15 protein-coding genes and 1 tRNA gene are annotated in these 17,660 nt (G+C 40.6%); 4 read left to right on the forward strand and 12 right to left on the reverse strand.

Features of this window, described 5'->3' with window-relative positions:
- Positions 1–69: 69 nt before the first annotated feature.
- The 9 genes from BQ5338_RS02495 to purU all read right to left on the reverse strand — a co-directional run bounded on the left by BQ5338_RS02495 (position 70) and on the right by purU (position 7,786).
- Positions 70–552 (reverse strand): ferritin, encoded by a 483-nt coding sequence (locus tag BQ5338_RS02495; RefSeq protein WP_071145240.1) that lies wholly within the window; start codon positions 550–552, stop codon positions 70–72.
- 139 nt (positions 553–691) lie between these two features.
- Positions 692–1,852: a diaminopimelate decarboxylase gene (gene lysA / locus BQ5338_RS02500; RefSeq protein ID WP_071145241.1), complete on the reverse strand. Its 1,161-nt coding sequence runs from the start codon at positions 1,850–1,852 to the stop codon at positions 692–694.
- Positions 1,853–1,928: 76 nt separating this feature from the next.
- Positions 1,929–3,248, reverse strand: a complete 1,320-nt coding sequence (locus BQ5338_RS02505; protein ID WP_071145242.1) for an aspartate kinase — start codon at positions 3,246–3,248, stop codon at positions 1,929–1,931.
- A gap of 30 nt (positions 3,249–3,278) precedes the next feature.
- A complete protein-coding gene (locus BQ5338_RS02510) occupies positions 3,279–4,052 on the reverse strand; it encodes a cell division ATP-binding protein FtsE (protein WP_078063367.1) in 774 nt (257 codons plus the stop codon).
- Positions 4,037–4,648, reverse strand: a complete 612-nt coding sequence (gene hisIE, locus BQ5338_RS02515) for a bifunctional phosphoribosyl-AMP cyclohydrolase/phosphoribosyl-ATP diphosphatase HisIE (RefSeq protein WP_071145839.1) — start codon at positions 4,646–4,648, stop codon at positions 4,037–4,039. The genes BQ5338_RS02510 and hisIE overlap by 16 nt, the downstream gene beginning before the upstream one ends.
- Before the next feature lie 16 nt (positions 4,649–4,664).
- Positions 4,665–5,420, reverse strand: coding sequence for an imidazole glycerol phosphate synthase subunit HisF (gene hisF, locus BQ5338_RS02520; RefSeq protein WP_071145243.1), 756 nt, complete (start codon positions 5,418–5,420; stop codon positions 4,665–4,667).
- A gap of 93 nt (positions 5,421–5,513) precedes the next feature.
- Positions 5,514–6,233, reverse strand: coding sequence for a 1-(5-phosphoribosyl)-5-[(5-phosphoribosylamino)methylideneamino]imidazole-4-carboxamide isomerase (gene hisA, locus BQ5338_RS02525; RefSeq protein WP_071145244.1), 720 nt, complete (start codon positions 6,231–6,233; stop codon positions 5,514–5,516).
- Complete coding sequence (gene hisH / locus BQ5338_RS02530) at positions 6,230–6,820, reverse strand: imidazole glycerol phosphate synthase subunit HisH (RefSeq protein ID WP_071145245.1); 591 nt, start codon at positions 6,818–6,820, stop codon at positions 6,230–6,232. Before hisH ends, hisA begins: the two co-directional genes overlap by 4 nt.
- Positions 6,821–6,931: 111 nt before the next feature.
- Positions 6,932–7,786, reverse strand: a complete 855-nt coding sequence (gene purU / locus BQ5338_RS02535; protein WP_071145246.1) for a formyltetrahydrofolate deformylase — start codon at positions 7,784–7,786, stop codon at positions 6,932–6,934.
- A gap of 340 nt (positions 7,787–8,126) precedes the next feature.
- Between purU and BQ5338_RS02540 the strand changes: the two genes are divergently transcribed.
- From BQ5338_RS02540 to BQ5338_RS02550, 4 genes are all read left to right on the forward strand, one after another.
- Positions 8,127–8,200: transfer RNA gene (locus tag BQ5338_RS02540), tRNA-Asp, on the forward strand.
- A 483-nt stretch (positions 8,201–8,683) separates the two neighbouring features.
- Positions 8,684–8,815: a hypothetical protein gene (locus tag BQ5338_RS17110; RefSeq protein WP_262483068.1), complete on the forward strand. Its 132-nt coding sequence runs from the start codon at positions 8,684–8,686 to the stop codon at positions 8,813–8,815.
- A 2-nt stretch (positions 8,816–8,817) separates the two neighbouring features.
- Complete coding sequence (locus BQ5338_RS02545; RefSeq protein ID WP_071145247.1) at positions 8,818–9,849, forward strand: glycoside hydrolase family 130 protein; 1,032 nt, start codon at positions 8,818–8,820, stop codon at positions 9,847–9,849.
- Positions 9,846–12,047 carry a glycosyltransferase gene (locus tag BQ5338_RS02550; protein WP_071145248.1) on the forward strand — a complete coding sequence of 734 codons (2,202 nt, stop codon included), beginning with the start codon at positions 9,846–9,848 and terminating at the stop codon, positions 12,045–12,047. The genes BQ5338_RS02545 and BQ5338_RS02550 overlap by 4 nt, the downstream gene beginning before the upstream one ends.
- Positions 12,048–12,059: 12 nt before the next feature.
- Here the strand turns inward: BQ5338_RS02550 and BQ5338_RS02555 are convergent, their stop codons facing one another.
- The 3 genes from BQ5338_RS02555 to BQ5338_RS02565 form a co-directional block, all read right to left on the reverse strand.
- Positions 12,060–13,568: an adenosine deaminase family protein gene (locus BQ5338_RS02555; RefSeq protein ID WP_071145840.1), complete on the reverse strand. Its 1,509-nt coding sequence runs from the start codon at positions 13,566–13,568 to the stop codon at positions 12,060–12,062.
- Positions 13,569–14,283: 715 nt separating this feature from the next.
- Entirely contained in the window at positions 14,284–16,113 is a 1,830-nt protein-coding gene (locus BQ5338_RS02560; protein WP_071145249.1) for an alkaline phosphatase, read from the reverse strand.
- 7 nt (positions 16,114–16,120) lie between these two features.
- The gene (locus tag BQ5338_RS02565; protein ID WP_235816360.1) at positions 16,121–17,653 is read right to left on the reverse strand and encodes a SusD/RagB family nutrient-binding outer membrane lipoprotein; all 1,533 of its coding nucleotides are present in this window, start codon (positions 17,651–17,653) and stop codon (positions 16,121–16,123) included.
- Positions 17,654–17,660: the final 7 nt, after the last annotated feature.

Consider the following 17,660-nt stretch of genomic DNA (forward strand, 5'->3'; position numbering starts at 1 on the left):
TATTTGTTTGTTTTGTTTGTGTAGCCCCATGCAAGCGTGCATGGGGCTACTTTTATCAAAACAAATATTTTATTTTCTTTGTCCCAACTGAGAGTCGATGAAGAAGATACCTGCATCACCAGCTTTCTTGATCTTATCTATAATACCTTGTGCAGTGGCTTCTTCTTCCACCTGTTCGCGAACAAAACTCCACAAGAAATCTTGAGTGGCATTATCCTTCTCGGCAGAAGCCGCACTCACTAAATCATCAATTAGCTTTGAAATATGGCATTCGTGTTTGTAAGAATGTTCAAAGACTTCTAGCGGGGTGCCCCATCCGGAAGGAACAACATCAATCTTATCGACTGTCGCTTCACCACCACGCTTAATCAGATAATGGGCCATGGCACAAGCATGCTCTGTCTCTTCCTGAGACTGTCTCTTCATCCATGCTGAAAAGCCGCTATAACCTTCTTTCTCGAAATAGAAAGACATAGATAAATAAAGGTTGGCAGACCAAAGTTCAACAGCGATCTGTCCGTTAATCGCTTCTTGTAATTTTTTCGTGATCATAATTTAAAGGATTTAATGAATAGTACTTTAAAAAAAGAACAAGAACAGAACCTCATTGTTCGATAAAAAAACGCTTTTTCCCTTTTTACAGAAAAAAGCGTTTTTACTCACTCAGAAAAAGAAGAGTAAGTATATAAGATTACACCAGTTCGTCCGATGTATAGCCTACTGGTAATTCGCGGCAGTTATAACCAGAGGCCATGATTTCGCCATAGGCTCCGGCAGAGCGAAGAGCTATAAGATCGCCACGCTTCACTTTATTCAGATCAATGGACTTGCCAAAAACGTCAGACGATTCACAGATAGGACCTACCACATCGTACGCCTCAATAGCTTCATCCGAAGTGATATTTTCTATCTTGTGATAGGCTTGATAAAGTGCCGGACGAATAAGGTCAGTCATACCGGCATCGAGAATCGCAAACTTCTTATTAGTGCCTTGCTTCATATAAAGGACTTTGGTAATAAGACTGCCACATTGCCCCACGACAGCACGTCCCAATTCAAAATGTAGCTCTTGCCCAGGGCGAAGCTTCAGATGTTCGGCATAAGTCGCAAAGTAATTTTTGAATTCGGGAATAGGTTGGCGGTTGGGATGATCATAGTTAATGCCTAAACCTCCACCTACGTTAATCAGTTGCACAATGATCCGACGGGCAAAGAGTTTCTCTTGCAACTCGTTAATTCGGTTGCAGAGTGCTACAAAGTCGCCCATATCAAGAATTTGCGAACCAATATGAAAATGGAGGCCAAGAAATTTAACGTTCTTCATTTCCAGTGCGATATCGACCACACGATCCATATCTTGCATATTGATGCCAAACTTGTTTTCAGCCAACCCAGTTGTTATGTTGGCATGCGTATGCGCACCTACATTCGGGTTGATACGGAAGGCCACATTGGCGACCTTACCTTTGGCAGCAGCCAATTCGTTGATCACTTCCAGTTCGGGAATAGACTCTACATTAAAGCAGAAAATATTATAATCAAGCCCCAGATTAATCTCCCAATCGGATTTGCCTACTCCGGCAAAAACAATCTTCTCAGCAGGAAATCCAGCTTTAATGGCTGCGCGAATCTCGCCACCACTCACACAGTCGGCACCTAACCCACTTTCGCGGATGATGCTCAGGACTTTGGGATTGGCATTGGCCTTGACAGCATAATGCACATGGTAGTTAGCATAATGCGCCGCAGCTGTCTTGATGCATGTCAGCGTATCTCGCAACACCTTGGTATCGTAATAATAAAAAGGCGTACGAAGTTCGCGGAATTTATTAACAGGAAATATACCTTTCATATACAAAGACTTTTTGAGTTAAAAAGAGCGCTTTTATATAAGTTATAAAAGCGCTCAGAATGTATTTTGATCTTTATTATTTATCGTTGAACAACAGATCACTCAACGATTGCAAAGCTATTTTTTTATCACATTCACGAATAAGGAAAGAGATGTTGTAGTTGCTACCGCCAAAAGAGATCATACGCACAGGTATGTTACGCATAGCATCAAGCGCTTTCGCTTCAAAGCCCACGTTCTCCCAGTCTAAGTCGCCCACCACGCAGATGATACACATATCCTTATCCACAGTTACCGTACCATACTTCTTCAAGTCGTCCAAAATCTCATTTAGATGCTTGGTGTTATCTACAGAAACAGACACTCCAACTTCTGAGGTGCAGATCATGTCGATAGGAGTCTGATAGCTCTCGAATATTTCAAATACCTTGCGTAAGAAGCCGTGAGCCAGTAACATGCGGCTCGACTTTATTTTGATTGCCGTAATGTCATCTTTAGCAGCTACAGCTTTTATTTTTTCTTTCTCCGTTTCATTACATATAAGGGTACCCGGAGCTGTGGGGTCCAGAGTATTAAGCAGACGAACAGGTATGTTGGCATACTTAGCCGGCTGAATGCAGGTAGGATGCAATATCTTAGCACCGAAGTAAGCAAGCTCAGCAGCTTCTTCAAAATGCAACTGACGAACAGGTGATGTTTTATCGACCACACGAGGATCGTTATTGTGCATGCCATCTATGTCTGTCCAAATCTGAATCTCCGACGCATTTACAGCTGCACCGATAAGCGAAGCTGTGTAATCACTACCTCCACGTTGCAAATTGTCTATCTCACCATAAGCATTGCGACAGATAAAACCTTGTGTTATATATATTTCTGCTTCAGGATACAGATCGAGCTGTGCCAACAGTTTGTCTTTTATATATACAGGATCGGGTTCTGCATTTTTATCAGTACGCATGTATTCCAAAGCCGGAAGCATCACAGATTTTACTCCACACTCTTGCAAATAGAAGTTCACCAGCGCAGTAGAGATCAATTCTCCTTGAGCCAGCACCACCTTCTCTTCAAACAGTGTAAAAAGATCCTTAGTGTATGAACGGATGTAGTCAAAATGAGATTTTATAACCTCCAGACCTTTCTGTTTATACTCCGCAGTAGCAAAAAGTTCATCAATATGCTTTTTATACTTGGCTTCCAGCTTATTGATCATCTCATTAGCACCTTCCGGATTCTTCTTATACAGATAGTCGGAAATCTCTACCAATGTATTTGTTGTGCCCGACATAGCCGAGAGAACAACAATTTTCTTTTCACCATCGGTAATTAATTTGGCCACTTCTTTCATTCTTTGAGCAGAGCCTACAGAAGTTCCTCCAAACTTTAAAACTTTCATTTTCGTAACTGTGTTAAAATGTTATATGTATTAATTATCTCTTTCTTCACTTGCATACTCATCGGTCACATCGGATATACGGTGTTCCTTACAACGATAAACCAATCCGGGAAATTCTTTAAGCAATTGCAAATTGTGCGTGGTCATTATCACAGATGAGCCTTGGCGGCAAATACTATGCAACAATTCCACAATAGCCCTTCCTGTTTCTACGTCAAGGTTTCCCGTGGGCTCATCAGCCAGAATGATTGCCGGAGAATTAAGTACCGCACGTGCTATCACAATGCGCTGTTGTTCTCCACCCGAAAGTTCATTGGGCAATTTATATCCCTTATTGCTCATTCCTACTTGTTCCAACACCTCTTCGATGCGATCTTTTATCTCTTCTTTATTTTTCCAACCAGTAGCTCGCAGCACGAACTCAAGATTATCATAAACAGAACGATCAATAAGCAACTGAAAATCCTGAAATACAATACCCAGCTTACGCCTTAGTTGAGGAATGTGCTTGCGCTTGATCGTTTTCATATCATAACCCAATACATGAGCCTCTCCCTGAGGTATAGTCAGCTCACCATAAAAAGTCTTCAACAAGCTCGTCTTACCCGAACCAACCTTACCCACAAGATAAACAAAGTCTCCTTTGTATAGTTGAAGATTCACTTCGCTCAGTACGCAGAGTTCTTGTTGATGCACCTCAACATTTTCATATTGAATGAGTATCTCAGCCGATCTATCCTGCTTAAGATCGTCAGCTAACTTTTGCTCTACGTCAATTGTCTGTTGAGTCAATGTTTCGTCCATGAGCTTGTATGCCTCGACTGTAATTCACGTGCCAGATCTTCGATACGATAACCTTTCGAAGTAAGTAGCACAATGAGGTGATATAATAAATCGGAACTTTCATAAATCATTCGTTCGTCGGTTCCATTCGTTGCTTCAATAACCGTTTCTACAGCTTCTTCTCCCACTTTCTGCGCCATGCGGTTCACACCCGACTCAAAAAGACTGGTAGTATATGATTTTTCGGGCATCTCTTTGTAGCGTTGATCAATAAAGTCTTGAAGTTCTTTGATGAACATCACTCCTTCCTCGTTCTTCTCACCCCAGCAAGTATCTGTACCAGTATGGCATACAGGACCTACAGGATGTACCTGGATCAGTAATGTATCTTTATCGCAGTCTTCCTTCATAGAGACCACATTCAAAAAATTACCACTTTCCTCTCCTTTCGTCCATAAACGATTTTTCGTACGGCTAAAGAAAGTAACCTTGCCTGTTTCCACAGTCTTTTCATAAGCCTCTTTATTCATGAAACCCAGCATGAGTACCTTGCGGGTATAATAATCTTGTACAATAGCCGGCACCAAACCGCTCATCTTATCGAAATCTATATCCATGATCATTTTCTATAATTTAAATTCTCACCGTAATGCCTTGCGCGCAAAGATACGATTTTAATTCGGAAATTTTAATCTCGCCAAAGTGAAAAACACTGGCAGCCAGTGCAGCATCTGCTTTTCCTATAGTAAAAGCATCACGAAAATGCTCCGGTTCTCCTGCACCTCCAGAAGCTATAATAGGGATAGAGAGTTGATCGGAAAGCGCAGCCAAAGCTTCATTAGCATATCCCGTTTTTACTCCATCATGATTCATACTTGTAAACAATACTTCTCCGGCGCCTCTTTCCTGAGCCTCACGCGTCCACGTAAGTAATTCCTTATCCGTCTCTATGCGTCCTCCGTTCAAATAACATTTCCAGCCCGCATCCGTGAACTTAGCATCCACTGCCAGCACACATACTTGCGAACCAAAATGCTTCGCTATCTCATCAATCAACTCTGGACGACGCAAAGCAGATGAATTGATAGATACCTTATCGGCACCTGCACTCAACAAACGATCCACGTCACTCAGTTCATTAATTCCCCCACCTACGGTAAAAGGAATACTGATATTTACCGCTACTCGTTTCACCAATTCGGCAAACGTCTTGCGCCCTTCGTGACTCGCTGTGATATCCAGAAACACAAGTTCGTCGGCTCCTTGCTCACTATATGCACGTCCCAGCTCCACCGGATCTCCCGCTTGACGTAGATTGACAAAATTAGTGCCTTTCACCGTCTGCCCGTCTTTAATATCCAGACAAGGAATAATTCTTTTTGCTAACACTTTTATGCTGTTTTATCTTGCTGTACAATCAATCTCTTAATGCGAGAAAGATGACAGCAGGTTCAAAATTTCATTATTTCATCTACGACCTGTTTACATCAAGTCATAAAGTTCTTTCATCGTGATGCGTCCTTCATAAAGAGCTTTACCAAAAATAACAGCAGGTATGCCTGCTTCATGGAGTGCTTTTATGTCATCAATGCAACTAACACCTCCACTCGCTATCAGATAGAGATCGGGGTGCAACGCTAGTATTTCTTTATACAAATCGATAGCAGGTCCCTGAAGCATACCATCACAAGCAATATCAGTACAAATTACTTTCTGTATCCCTTTATGAATATACTCCTGAAGAAATGGAAGAAGCTCCTTCGTCGACTCGTCTTTCCAACCATTCACGGCAATCATTCGGTCTTTTACATCGGCACCCAAAATAATTTTTTCGCTCCCGTATTGCTCAATCCATTTGCAAAATAATTCAGGATTCTTCACGGCTATGCTCCCACCGGTTATCATCTGTGCTCCGTTCTCAAAAGCAAGCACTAAATCTTCATCACTCTTAATGCCGCCACCAAAGTCAATGATGAGTGACGTACGTGTAGCTATCTGCTCTAATGTGCGATAATTGATAACATGATGCGAGGCAGCACCATCCAAGTCGACCACATGAAGGCGACGAATGCCGTTGGCCTCAAACTCCTTGGCCACCTCTATCGGATTTTCATTATATATCTTCTTGCTTCCATAATCTCCTTGAGAGAGACGGACACATTTTCCATCAATGATGTCAATTGCAGGAATTAGCTCTATCATAAATCTAAAAAATTTCGTAATATTTTCTCTCCTGTTGCCCCACTCTTCTCGGGGTGAAACTGAGTGGCATAGAAATTATCTTTGTGAAGTGCCGCACTGAAAGGTTGAATATAATTCGTTTCAGCAACCGTAAAGTCATTAAGCGGCACATAGAAACTGTGCACAAAATACACGAACTCCTCTTCAGTGAATCCGTTGAACAACGGACTACTTGTCCGACCAATGGTATTCCAACCCATGTGAGGCACCTTGTCTTCATGCTTTTGCGGAATAAATCGCTTTACCTCTGTATCAAAGATGTTCAAACAATCCGTACCTCCCTCCTCAGAATATCGGCACATCAATTGCATGCCTAGACAAACACCCAATACCGGCTGTTTCAAAGCTTTAATCAGTTGATCCATGCCCGTATTACGAAGATGATTCATGGTTGTTTCAGCTTCGCCAACTCCCGGAAAAATCACTTTATCGGCAGCAAGTAGCGTCTCTTTGTCGGCTGTAATCACAGCTTCCACGCCCAAACGCTTCATCGCATAATCTACAGAGCGGATGTTACCCGCATTATATTTCACTATTGCTACATTCATCTCTTTTTCCCTTATAGTACGAAAAAACAAACAGTTATAATCGAACTGTTAATTAACAACGATTCTCGGCAAAGTGTTCTTGCCAAAAGAACGTTGCATATGAAACGGTACTTAATTAAAAATCACCGTTTTATTCTTATAAGCCAAAACCTTGCGCTCTATATGCTTCTGCACAGCACGAGAAAGTACTATTTTCTCCAGATCCTTACCCTTATTCACTAAATCTTCAATGGAATCTTTATGCGTAATGCGCACTACATCTTGTTCGATGATAGGACCCGCATCAAGCTCTGTCGTAACATAATGGCTTGTAGCACCAATAATCTTCACTCCTCGCTCAAAAGCCGCATGATAGGGTTTAGCACCAACAAATGCCGGAAGGAAAGAATGATGAATATTAATAATTTTATTCGGATAAGCATTGATCATCTTCTCCGAAATCACCTGCATGTAACGAGCCAGCACAATAAAACTTACGTCATGTTTATTGAGCAATTCCATCTCTTTTTGCTCTTGTTCTTCCTTACTTTCTTTAGTAATGGGAAACAGATAAAAAGGAATTCCAAAACGCTCGGCTACGTGCTGCAAATCAGGGTGATTACTTATAATCAGAGGAATCTCCACATTCCATTCTCCGGCAGTGTAGCGCGCCAACATATCAAATAAGCAATGAGACATCTTAGAGACAAAAATAGCCATGCGAGGCTTCACATCCGAGAAGTAAAGGCGAAAAACCATCCCGTATTTCTGTGCATACAACGTTTCAAAGTAATCCTCTATTTTCTCTTGAGGTACAAGGAAACCATTCAATTCCCATTCTATACGCATAAAAAAGATATTCTCCACATGATCAACGTACTGATCCAAATAGATAATATTTCCCTTGTTAACCGTAATAAAGTCTGTTACCTCTGCCAAGATACCCGGTTTGTCCGGGCAGTGCAATAACAGTTTTGCTGTAGTCATATTTACTTTGTTTTATGATCTGTCCTTAAATCTTCATTTTGAGAGGGCAAAAATAACGAATTATTGCCAAAGTATCAGCAATAAACGTAATAAGTTTATTAAGAAACAGGGAAAACTAACAGATAGAAAGATTAGAAGGCATTTCCATTCTAAATCCTCATTTCGCCTCATTTCAATTAATTATTTTGCTTCGCATTTTTCTTTCTAAGTAAACGCCCTCATAATGAGGCTCAAAGCCCTTCGCAGAGTTTTTTCATTAAAAAAAACATTGTCTAACTATTGCAGATTTAAAAAAAACATTTACCTTTGCATCCGCAATCAGAAATGATGGCACTACCTTGGTTCGGTAGTTCAGTTGGTTAGAATACATGCCTGTCACGCATGGGGTCGCGGGTTCGAGTCCCGTCCGGACCGCAAAACGTCTTGAAAGTCAAAAGCTTTCAGGACGTTTTTGTTTTATCTATTACTAGAAGACTTAGCTTTTCGTTTTTTTTATCTATATCTGAATATCTTCTCGAGAATAGAGCAATTATCATCTATAAATGAATACTTAACGACGATTTTACTCTCATAGAATTATCTATTCAGTTTTTCCCTTAGTCCTTTCAGCCGATCTGCCCCCCCTATTAATTATCAACTTTGGTGTAGTATGTGCAATATATGCCCTCATATGTTATTTAATGAGAAAGAATATGACTATAAGCTATTATTCTCATATTTTATCGTAACTTGCAGAAATCCAAAATAAAGCGGTCGACTAATCTGTCTCAAGGAAAGACATTCTACTACTACTCGCTCCCGCTATCAACTTTAGAGAATCATTCAGAAAAAAAGAATAAATGGTTATATAAAACCAAAGAATTCATTCTAATAATAATCAATTAAAAACTAGAAATCATGAAAGGTAAAGAATCAAAAAAAGAGAATAAAAAAGAGAAAGCCGCTACACAGAAACCAAAAGAGCTAACGGAATATCAAAGAGAAAAATCGAAGAAACAGGAAACTGTTTTAACCATCAAACCAAAATAAGAATGATAAAAACCAAAAGAGAAGGAATTATACTTAGCAACACGGATTTAAACTTTGAGAATGAAGGGGTAATGAATCCCGCAGTAATAGCCGAAGGAGGCTACGTGCACATGTTTTATCGGGCAGTGAGAGAAGGGAACCACTCGACTATTGGGTATTGCCGCTTGGAAGGGCCGCTAAAAGTCATTGAACGCAATGAAAAGCCTATCCTATATCCTGATTTTGATTATGAAAGTAAGGGAGTAGAAGATCCTAGAATTGTAAAAATTGACGATCTGTATTACATGACTTATACAGCTTACGATGGAATAAATGCGGCAGGTGCATTGGCTGTATCTAAAGATTTAAAACATTTCGACAAGAAAGGCATCATAACCCCTCAGTTTACTTATGACCAATTCACGGCATTAATCACGGGAGACGGCCCTCATACAGAGAAATATTTCCGTACATATAATAAGAACGAATCAAAAACAAACGATGGGAAGCCAAACTATATAACAGATAAAAATGTTGTCTTTTTCCCTCGAAAAATAGAGGGGAAATTCTATTTTATGCACCGTATAAAACCGGATATACAATTAGTTGCGGTTAATGAACTAGAAGATCTCACCGATGAGTTTTGGAAAAATTATTTCCTTGATTTCACCTCTCACATCTCTTTTGAAGCAAAGCATGATCATGAATCGAGCTATATAGGTGCTGGTTGCCCTCCAATAGAAACATCCGAAGGGTGGTTAATGATTTACCATAGCGTGCACGATACCCCATCCGGATATATGTATACAGCAAGTGCTGCATTATTGGATATTCACAATCCAGCCATAGAGATAGCCCGACTGCCCTACCCATTGTTTAGTCCAGAACTAGAATATGAATTAAACGGAGTAGTAAATAAGGTTTGTTTCCCCACGGGTACTGCCACCTTCGGAGATACTCTCTATATTTATTATGGCGCAGCAGATAAGTGCATAGCTTGCACGTCTGTTTCGCTCACAGAGTTAGTAAACGAATTAGTAGCCCATAAAAAATGAAAGAAATAGTATGCATATCAACTTATCCCCCAAGAGAATGTGGTATTGCCACATTCTCTCACGATTTGATCAGGGCCATTCAATATAAATTTGGAGGCTCTTACTCCATTAGGGTTTGCGCACTAGAATCAACTTTAGAGAAGCACTCCTATCCCGATATTGTAAAATACATTTTGAATACTTCGGAAGCAGCGGAATATGCAGCTATGGCCGATAAAATAAACCAAGATGCAGAGGTATCACTCATATTGATACAACATGAGTTTGGGCTATTTATCGAACAAAAAGAGGTGTTTTTACAATTTATAAAATTATTATCCAAACCGGTTATTATTGTTTTTCATACAGTCCTTTCTAAGCCTAAACGTTCATTAAAGAACGATATCGAACAGCTAACCAAAGCTTGTGCTGCCATTATCGTGATGACTCAAACTTCTTCACGCATACTACAGGAAGAATATCATGTCGATGGAGATAAAATAGAAGTAATACCGCACGGCACACACTTGGTATCTCACAGAGACAAAAGAAGCCTAAAAGAGAAATATGACGTTGCGGGACGAACAGTTCTCTCTACTTTTGGATTGTTAAGCCCCGGAAAAAGTATAGAAACAACGCTCGATGCTTTGCCGGAAATAGTAAAAAAAAACCCATCTGTACTATTCTTAATTATAGGAAAAACACATCCCACCATCGTGAAAACGGAAGGTGAGATCTATCGAAAAAAGCTAGAAGCTAAAGTACTAAAACTGGGATTAAGCAATTCAGTAAGATTTGTCAATTGCTACTTAGAAACCCCTGTCTTACTTGAATATTTGCAACTCACGGACATTTATTTATTTACTTCATGTGATCCGAACCAGGCAGTTAGCGGAACCTTTGTGTACGCATTAAGCTGTGGGTGTCCTATTATAGCAACTCCAATACCGCATGCATTAGAGTTACTAAAGGATGAATCGGGCATACTCTTCGATTTTAAAGATGCCGCCCAACTAGCAAAAGCAACAAACAAGTTGCTCTTGAATGATCGCTTAAGAGGTGAAATGAGAATCACCGGATTACAAAAGACAGCAGCTACCGCATGGGAAAATTCGGCTATTGCACATGCATTACTATTTAATAAGACATTAGAGCACCCCGAACCACTCATCTATTCCTTGCCTCCCATCAATGCAAAACACATCAAAAATATGAGTCGTAACTTTGCTATGATTCAGTTTGCAGAAGGAAATCGGCCCGACCTTACCACAGGATATACCTTAGACGACAATGCACGAGCATTAATCGCTTTGTGCCAATTATATACAGAAACTAAAGATGCGTCTTGCGAAAAATATATAAAAAGGTACCTTGACTTTATAAAGTATTGCTTACAACCAGATGGCACCTTTCTAAATTATGTGGATAAAGATCTGGCTTTTACCCCTCAAAATCAGGAAGTCGGTTTAGAAGATAGCAATAGCAGAGCAATCTGGGCATTGGGCTATTTTATTTCTCTAGGAGATAACTTCTCTGATTCATGGGTAATGGAAGCGATTCAAACCCTCAAACAAACGTTTGTGATTATTCCAACTCTTCAATCTCCCCGAAGTATGGCTTTTGTGATAAAAGGGTTATGCAATTATTACAGCAAATATCCATCGGACGAAGTTCTATCACTCATCCGTATATTAGCCGATAAATTAGTGGGTCTTTACAATCTCAGCGCAGACGAAAACTGGCGCTGGTTCGAAGCTTATCTTACTTACGACAATAGCGTATTGCCCGAGAGTTTACTGTATGCATATCTGGCTACGGGAAATAACCGCTACAAAGAGATTTCGAAAGAATCGTTCGATTTCCTGTTGAGTAAAACCTTTGCAGATCATCAAATCAAAGTGATCTCCAATCAAGGATGGCTACTAAAAGAGAAGAAAGAACGAAAGTATGGCGAACAACCCATTGACGTGGCAGGTACTGTTATCGCCCTTTCCACCTTCTATGATGTTTTCAAAGTAGATGAATATCTCACCAAGCAAAGAGATGCGTTTAACTGGTTTCTGGGAAACAACCATTTACACCAAATCGTCTACAACCCGGCTACCGGAGGATGTTATGATGGATTAGAAGAGAATAACATCAATCTGAATCAGGGCGCTGAATCTTCCGTATCTTATCTGATGGCGAGGCATTGCATAGCTGCTCAAGGTTCCCTTTGAGCCCAATGCTCTTTAACCATCCCACTGCTTCATTATAGCAATATTGTCCACCCACCGGGATTCAAACCGGTGGAATTCCACCTCTAACTTATTGAGAAGCATTTTTTTCTTTTCATCCGAGGCAAAACTATACGTAATGCTATTCCTTACTAATTTTTTGATTTCATAATAGCTGAGTCCGTAACGTAAAGTCAGCAAAGTATATTGCTCTGAAAGACTTGTGCGCAAAACACCGGCATCATCAGTTGAGATAATCAAGGGAACACCTGCTTTAAAGTAAATAGGGAATGGATGATTGTTTTCTCGCAAACCTAAAACAGCCTCATTACTAGTCAAATTGATTTCAATCGGAATGTGTCGCAACCTTAAATCGTGTATCAATGACACGCTCCCTTTTTCAAAAACGATATCAGTTCCATGCCCTATTCTGTCGGCCTTGGCCAGATAAACGGCATCACGAATATGAGATCCCAATTCCTCGGGCTTCACCAAGCCCATCGTTAACTCCCCTGCATGTATAGAGAGCTTTACCGGTTTTAGTGCTTTTTTTTTTAAGAAGCCAAACATTTCCATGTGCCCGCGATAATATTTCATTGATAGATCGCCATCTTCGGGAGAGATAATATTAACCCCAACAAAACGAGAGTTCGATTCATCCATACAAGCTTTAAATGAAAGGTAAAGCTGAGCAAAGACTCGCAATGGATCAGCATTTCTCACAGCATACGTCTGATATAAGCAAACCGGAGCATTAGGAACATCCACCAAATTACTATTCACATCAATGCTATCCATTAAATGAACATAGTCCTTTACCATCTTAGCCATTTCTTTACTTTTCTCCCATCGGTTATAAATAAGTTCCAAGGAGTGAGTCAAGGACGTTCTCTTTCCCAATATATTTTTTTCCAAAGCTTTATTATCCTTTTCGTACGTTCCTTTCCCAAAAAAACGATCAATCTCATCCGCCCCAATACGAGGAGACATAGCCATAATTTCCAAGTATTGTACATTCTCAATGGCCGCCCTATATTTAAGTTCGTGCAACAACTCCACCAAGTGTGCGCCTGCTGCTGCTAAGAACAAATCAAAAGCATTAAAGAAATCACTTCCCGCCTTCAATACTGAATTAAAAGCCTTGAATCTACTGATAGACCAAAGGTCGAGCAACCTCCTCCGCAGATTATTTAAATTACTCATTGAGGCATCTAATTGCACAGGAGACACCACACCCGCTTTTTGGGCTGCGAGTTGTGTAGGATAGAGTTTTCCAGTATCCAAATCTAACCAAAGACGATCTTCTACAGCCAACTTAAAATAAGTTTCAGCATAGACAGAGCCAGTGAGATGATTGTGGAGATCTCCTCCCTTGGGCATATCCCTAAAAAATTGATTGAGCAAAGATTCGTTATTTTTTATTCCACTAAAATAGTCATAAACAATTACTGAATCAGGTCTCACACTAGCAAAAATAGAGGGTATTAAAAACACCCATAGAAGAAAAATGGTTGTACGTTTCATTATAAAATAAGTCATGGTATTGTCTCAGAGAATGGCATAATAAGCAAGATACATTCAAAAATAGACAAAAATACATCTTACCATAACATGAACGATGGTTTTTCTACTTAAACCATTTTTCGTTTTAATCAAATTTCAACTTTCAATAAAAGATTACCGGCAAAACAAATCATAAAAATGGATAATAATGATGAGTGCTCAACAAAAGTTATTGTTAGCACAAAAAAGAGAACTGCACATTTGAGATTTCAACTCTTTTGACCTATTTCGTTCTTTACCGCAATATTCAGAAGTGTACACCAGGAAGATACGAACTAATCGTTGAGAGCTATTACAACCGCAGAATGTAAATATTTACAGTATGCCCCTACAGACCTTCTGAGAGGGGTTTGTTGAATTCACTATTTCACCGCGCTTAATTCACTACTTCAACACGCTGAAGTTATATCTTATATAAATTTAGCTACATTTGTAAATATTACTTCATAATACAAACAATTTGCCTGACATTAGAGAATAACCTAACACAATTAGTATCTACAAAGAAATAAAACAAATTACCATTTAAGATAAGGTGAAAAGACAAAGACCCTCCTTTCTATTGAAGCTTGCCATTAAGCTTGAATAGAAGGAGGGAGTTTGCCTGACTAAACTGTGTGAAAAAGAAACAGCATCCAAAAAGAGGATAGTCAGGTTATAGAATATTGTAACAAAGTTATTTCATCAACTCCTTTATTTTCTTTATGAGTGAACTATGCAGCGCGTATCCTCTAAAATGAGATGAGCCAGGACCATAGGACAAAAGAAGAATAGGAATCCCTGTATGGTCATTTGTCGAAAAATTGCCTAACACGGAACCTTTCTCATAATTACCATCAATGATACTAAGTCCGCCCGTTTCATGGTCAGAAAGCACTAGTACCAATGTTTCTTTATCTTTATCGGCAAACTCAAGTGCTTTGCCCACTGTGCGATCGAACGAAAGATACTCATCTACCACCGTATGCATATCGTTGGCATGTCCACCTTTATCTATCTTGGCACCTTCAATCATTACAAAGAAACCTTTCTTGCCGGCGGATAGAAATTGCATCGCACCATCAAACGACTCCTCTATCAGGCGTTTGTTATGTTCATAATCATCCCCTTGCAAGCATATTGCTCTATCGCCCGCTTTCAGATCATTCAAATGAACTGCATCAGTAAGTACTTTGTAACCCACATTGCGAAGCTTATGTACCAATGCACTATCGTTCTTCAGGATGGCTGCATTGGGAGCAGCAACTACCAGACTAGCAGGAGTGGTGAGTAAATCGGCTGTGATCTCTTCGGACATATCTCTTTCCGGTTGATGAGCGTAATAAGAGGATGGAGTAGCACCGGCAATGTTATCATTACTCATGATGCCCGTCATTTTTCCTTTAGCAGAAAGAGTTTCGGTGATGTTTGTTAGTGCTTTCCCTTGCTCATCAGTACCAATCCGTCGGTTGCGTGTTCTCACACCCGTAGCCAAAGCAGTGCCTGCTCCGGCCGAATCGGTAGTATAATCGTCTAACGGATCATTGCGAAGCAAACCCATATTGTGCATCTGCAACACATTGAGCAAGCCACCATTGGCAGTTGCAGCAGCCCACATTTCGGGCACACCTGCTCCTCCATCAGAAATGAGCACAATCACGTTCTTTGGAGCCTTCATCGCTCCGTCAGTCGCATAAGTAGGCTGATAAGGTTGATAGAATTTTCCGTCAGACATATACGTATTCTTCTCGAACGTGCTCAAGAAGAGAGATAGTTCAGCCGGACGATCCGTATTCAGATAATCCACCCCCATCTTGATAAACGTATTCCACGCCGTCTTGGTATCCGGGCAACCCCAGAAACGCACTTGTTTGCCATCAGCGTGTATTTTGTCAATAACCTCCTTCACCTTGTCATAATCCTCTTTCACCATTCTGCCCAATCCATTCCATTTGGTAAGCAACATGAAAGGTACGCTTACCATGGTTATGCGTTTGCTTTGCGAAGGGGTGTAGTTTACCGCCAGACTGCCGTCAAAGAATATCCATAGAGGATACTCTTCAAATTCCGGGGGAGCAGGTTGGTTACCGGTAATCACAACACGCACGGCCGAAGGGTTATTAACGACATCAAAACAGGTTGCATAGTCTTTCAACTCCTCGAGTAACACTCGCAATGTTTCTTTGTAGCCCATTTTCAGATCGATAAGCAGTTGTAAAGGTTTACCATCTGCATAAGCCTTGCCGCCATTCATCTCCATTTGCTTTTTTATTGGATCAAGATAAAGAGCCTTCAATGTGCGCCTTTCATCTATATCTTTTGCTTCATGCGCCACACAAAGCTTGCCATTTTGCACAAATACATCAGCTTCGATCGAAGCACATCCTGCTCCGTAAGCCATGTAGAAAGGCACCTTTTGCAAATAATCATTATGAGAGTGCATTAGCGTCTTCCCATTTTGAGAGCAGACAGGAATCGCAATCAACAAAACAACACATAGTGCTGCTAGTAATTTTATTCTTATCATTGTAATATTAATTTATAGTATTCTTTGAAGGAGTAGACCATACTTGCGGTTGAAACCAAACCAAGTCCGATTCATTCACCATGCGTCCATACTTCTGAGTAGTCCATTCTATCAAGTTCGGGTTATTTTGTTCATTGTCCGAATAGATGTAGCGCACAGGTATTGCACTCGCAACACTTGGGCCTACATATAACTGCGGATAGCCTGTGCGACGCCAGTTGGCGAATGCCTCAAAACCATTCAGGAAGCTATCTATCCATGCTTGCGTACCGATCTGCATCAGTGCCACAGATGTGGAGGCACTCAATGAAGCAGCGTTTCCGCCAAGGAAAGTAGTCTTGTCCGTGGTCGATATTTGCGACCATTTGCTAAGCGAAGCATCCAATGCTTTTTTATATTCAGCAGCAGCATCGCCCTGTATCATCTTGCGTACAATGGCTTCGGATTTAAGCAACAATAATTCGGCATAGCTCATTACAAAAGCTCTATTTTCACTTCTGATGGCACTTCCTACTACAGAATAATCGTCTTTGTTGAGCAAAGCCTGCTCTGTAGTGCTCAAGCCCACAGGCTGACCGCGATAAACAAGCGGACTGGACTCAGAGAGTTTATGTGCTGTAAACGAATTCTTGGTAGGAGCCAAAAAGACCGTCAGACGAGGATCCTTTTTCGACTTTAAGGAATCAGCTAATGCCTCACCTACCCTAGAGTTATCACCAAAGATCACACCTGAACCATCCGAAGGAAGATTCTTGGGTTGAATGTACCAAGTGTAGAAATCGACAGTGTTATTGTACACCAATGTTGTTTGATCGGCTAAAGAGGTAAAGACAGGATAATCGCTTGAATTATTAAAGATGGCAGCTACCTGAGAGGCAACATCTTTCTTAGCCGACTCACGCATCAGTATGCGAAGTTTGAGTGAGTTGGCAAACTTGCGCCATTTGGTCAAGTCTCCGTTATATAAGATGTCATTATTGACCACGATGCCCGCAGTTACATTTTTAATCAGTGCATTGGCTGTTTCGAGATCTTCCAACATCAACCCGTACACTTCATCTTGCGATTGAAAATGAGGAAATTCCAATCCGTTTTCATTCGCTCTTCCAGCCTCTACATAAGGTATATCACCATACGCATCGGCCATAAGCGAAAGTACATACACCTTACAGATTAGCCCGATTGCTTTGTAATGAGGTTGACTGTTCTGTTCAGCCAAACTGATAATCTTATTGATGTCCTTCACACTTCTCATAGGTCCATTCCATTCCTCTCGAAACGAAGCACCTGTGATGCTATAACGCCCAAAACCTTCATTGTTTCCACCCAAATAGTTAAGGTGTTGCACAAATTGGCCTGCAGCACCGCTCTCACTTCCTGTCATTGAAGAGACAGCCGTACTAATTACTCCCGGCAATAACAGATTAGCCGGAACAGTAGACGGATTATTGGGATTCACATTCAATTCTTCAAAGTCGCTGCATCCAACCATTGAAAAAGCAGCACCTACCAACAGTGGCAGTATATATTTCTTCATCATGCTAGTA

It is taken from the genome of Bacteroides ihuae (genome assembly GCF_900104585.1).
Lineage (GTDB): Bacteria > Bacteroidota > Bacteroidia > Bacteroidales > Bacteroidaceae > Bacteroides > Bacteroides ihuae.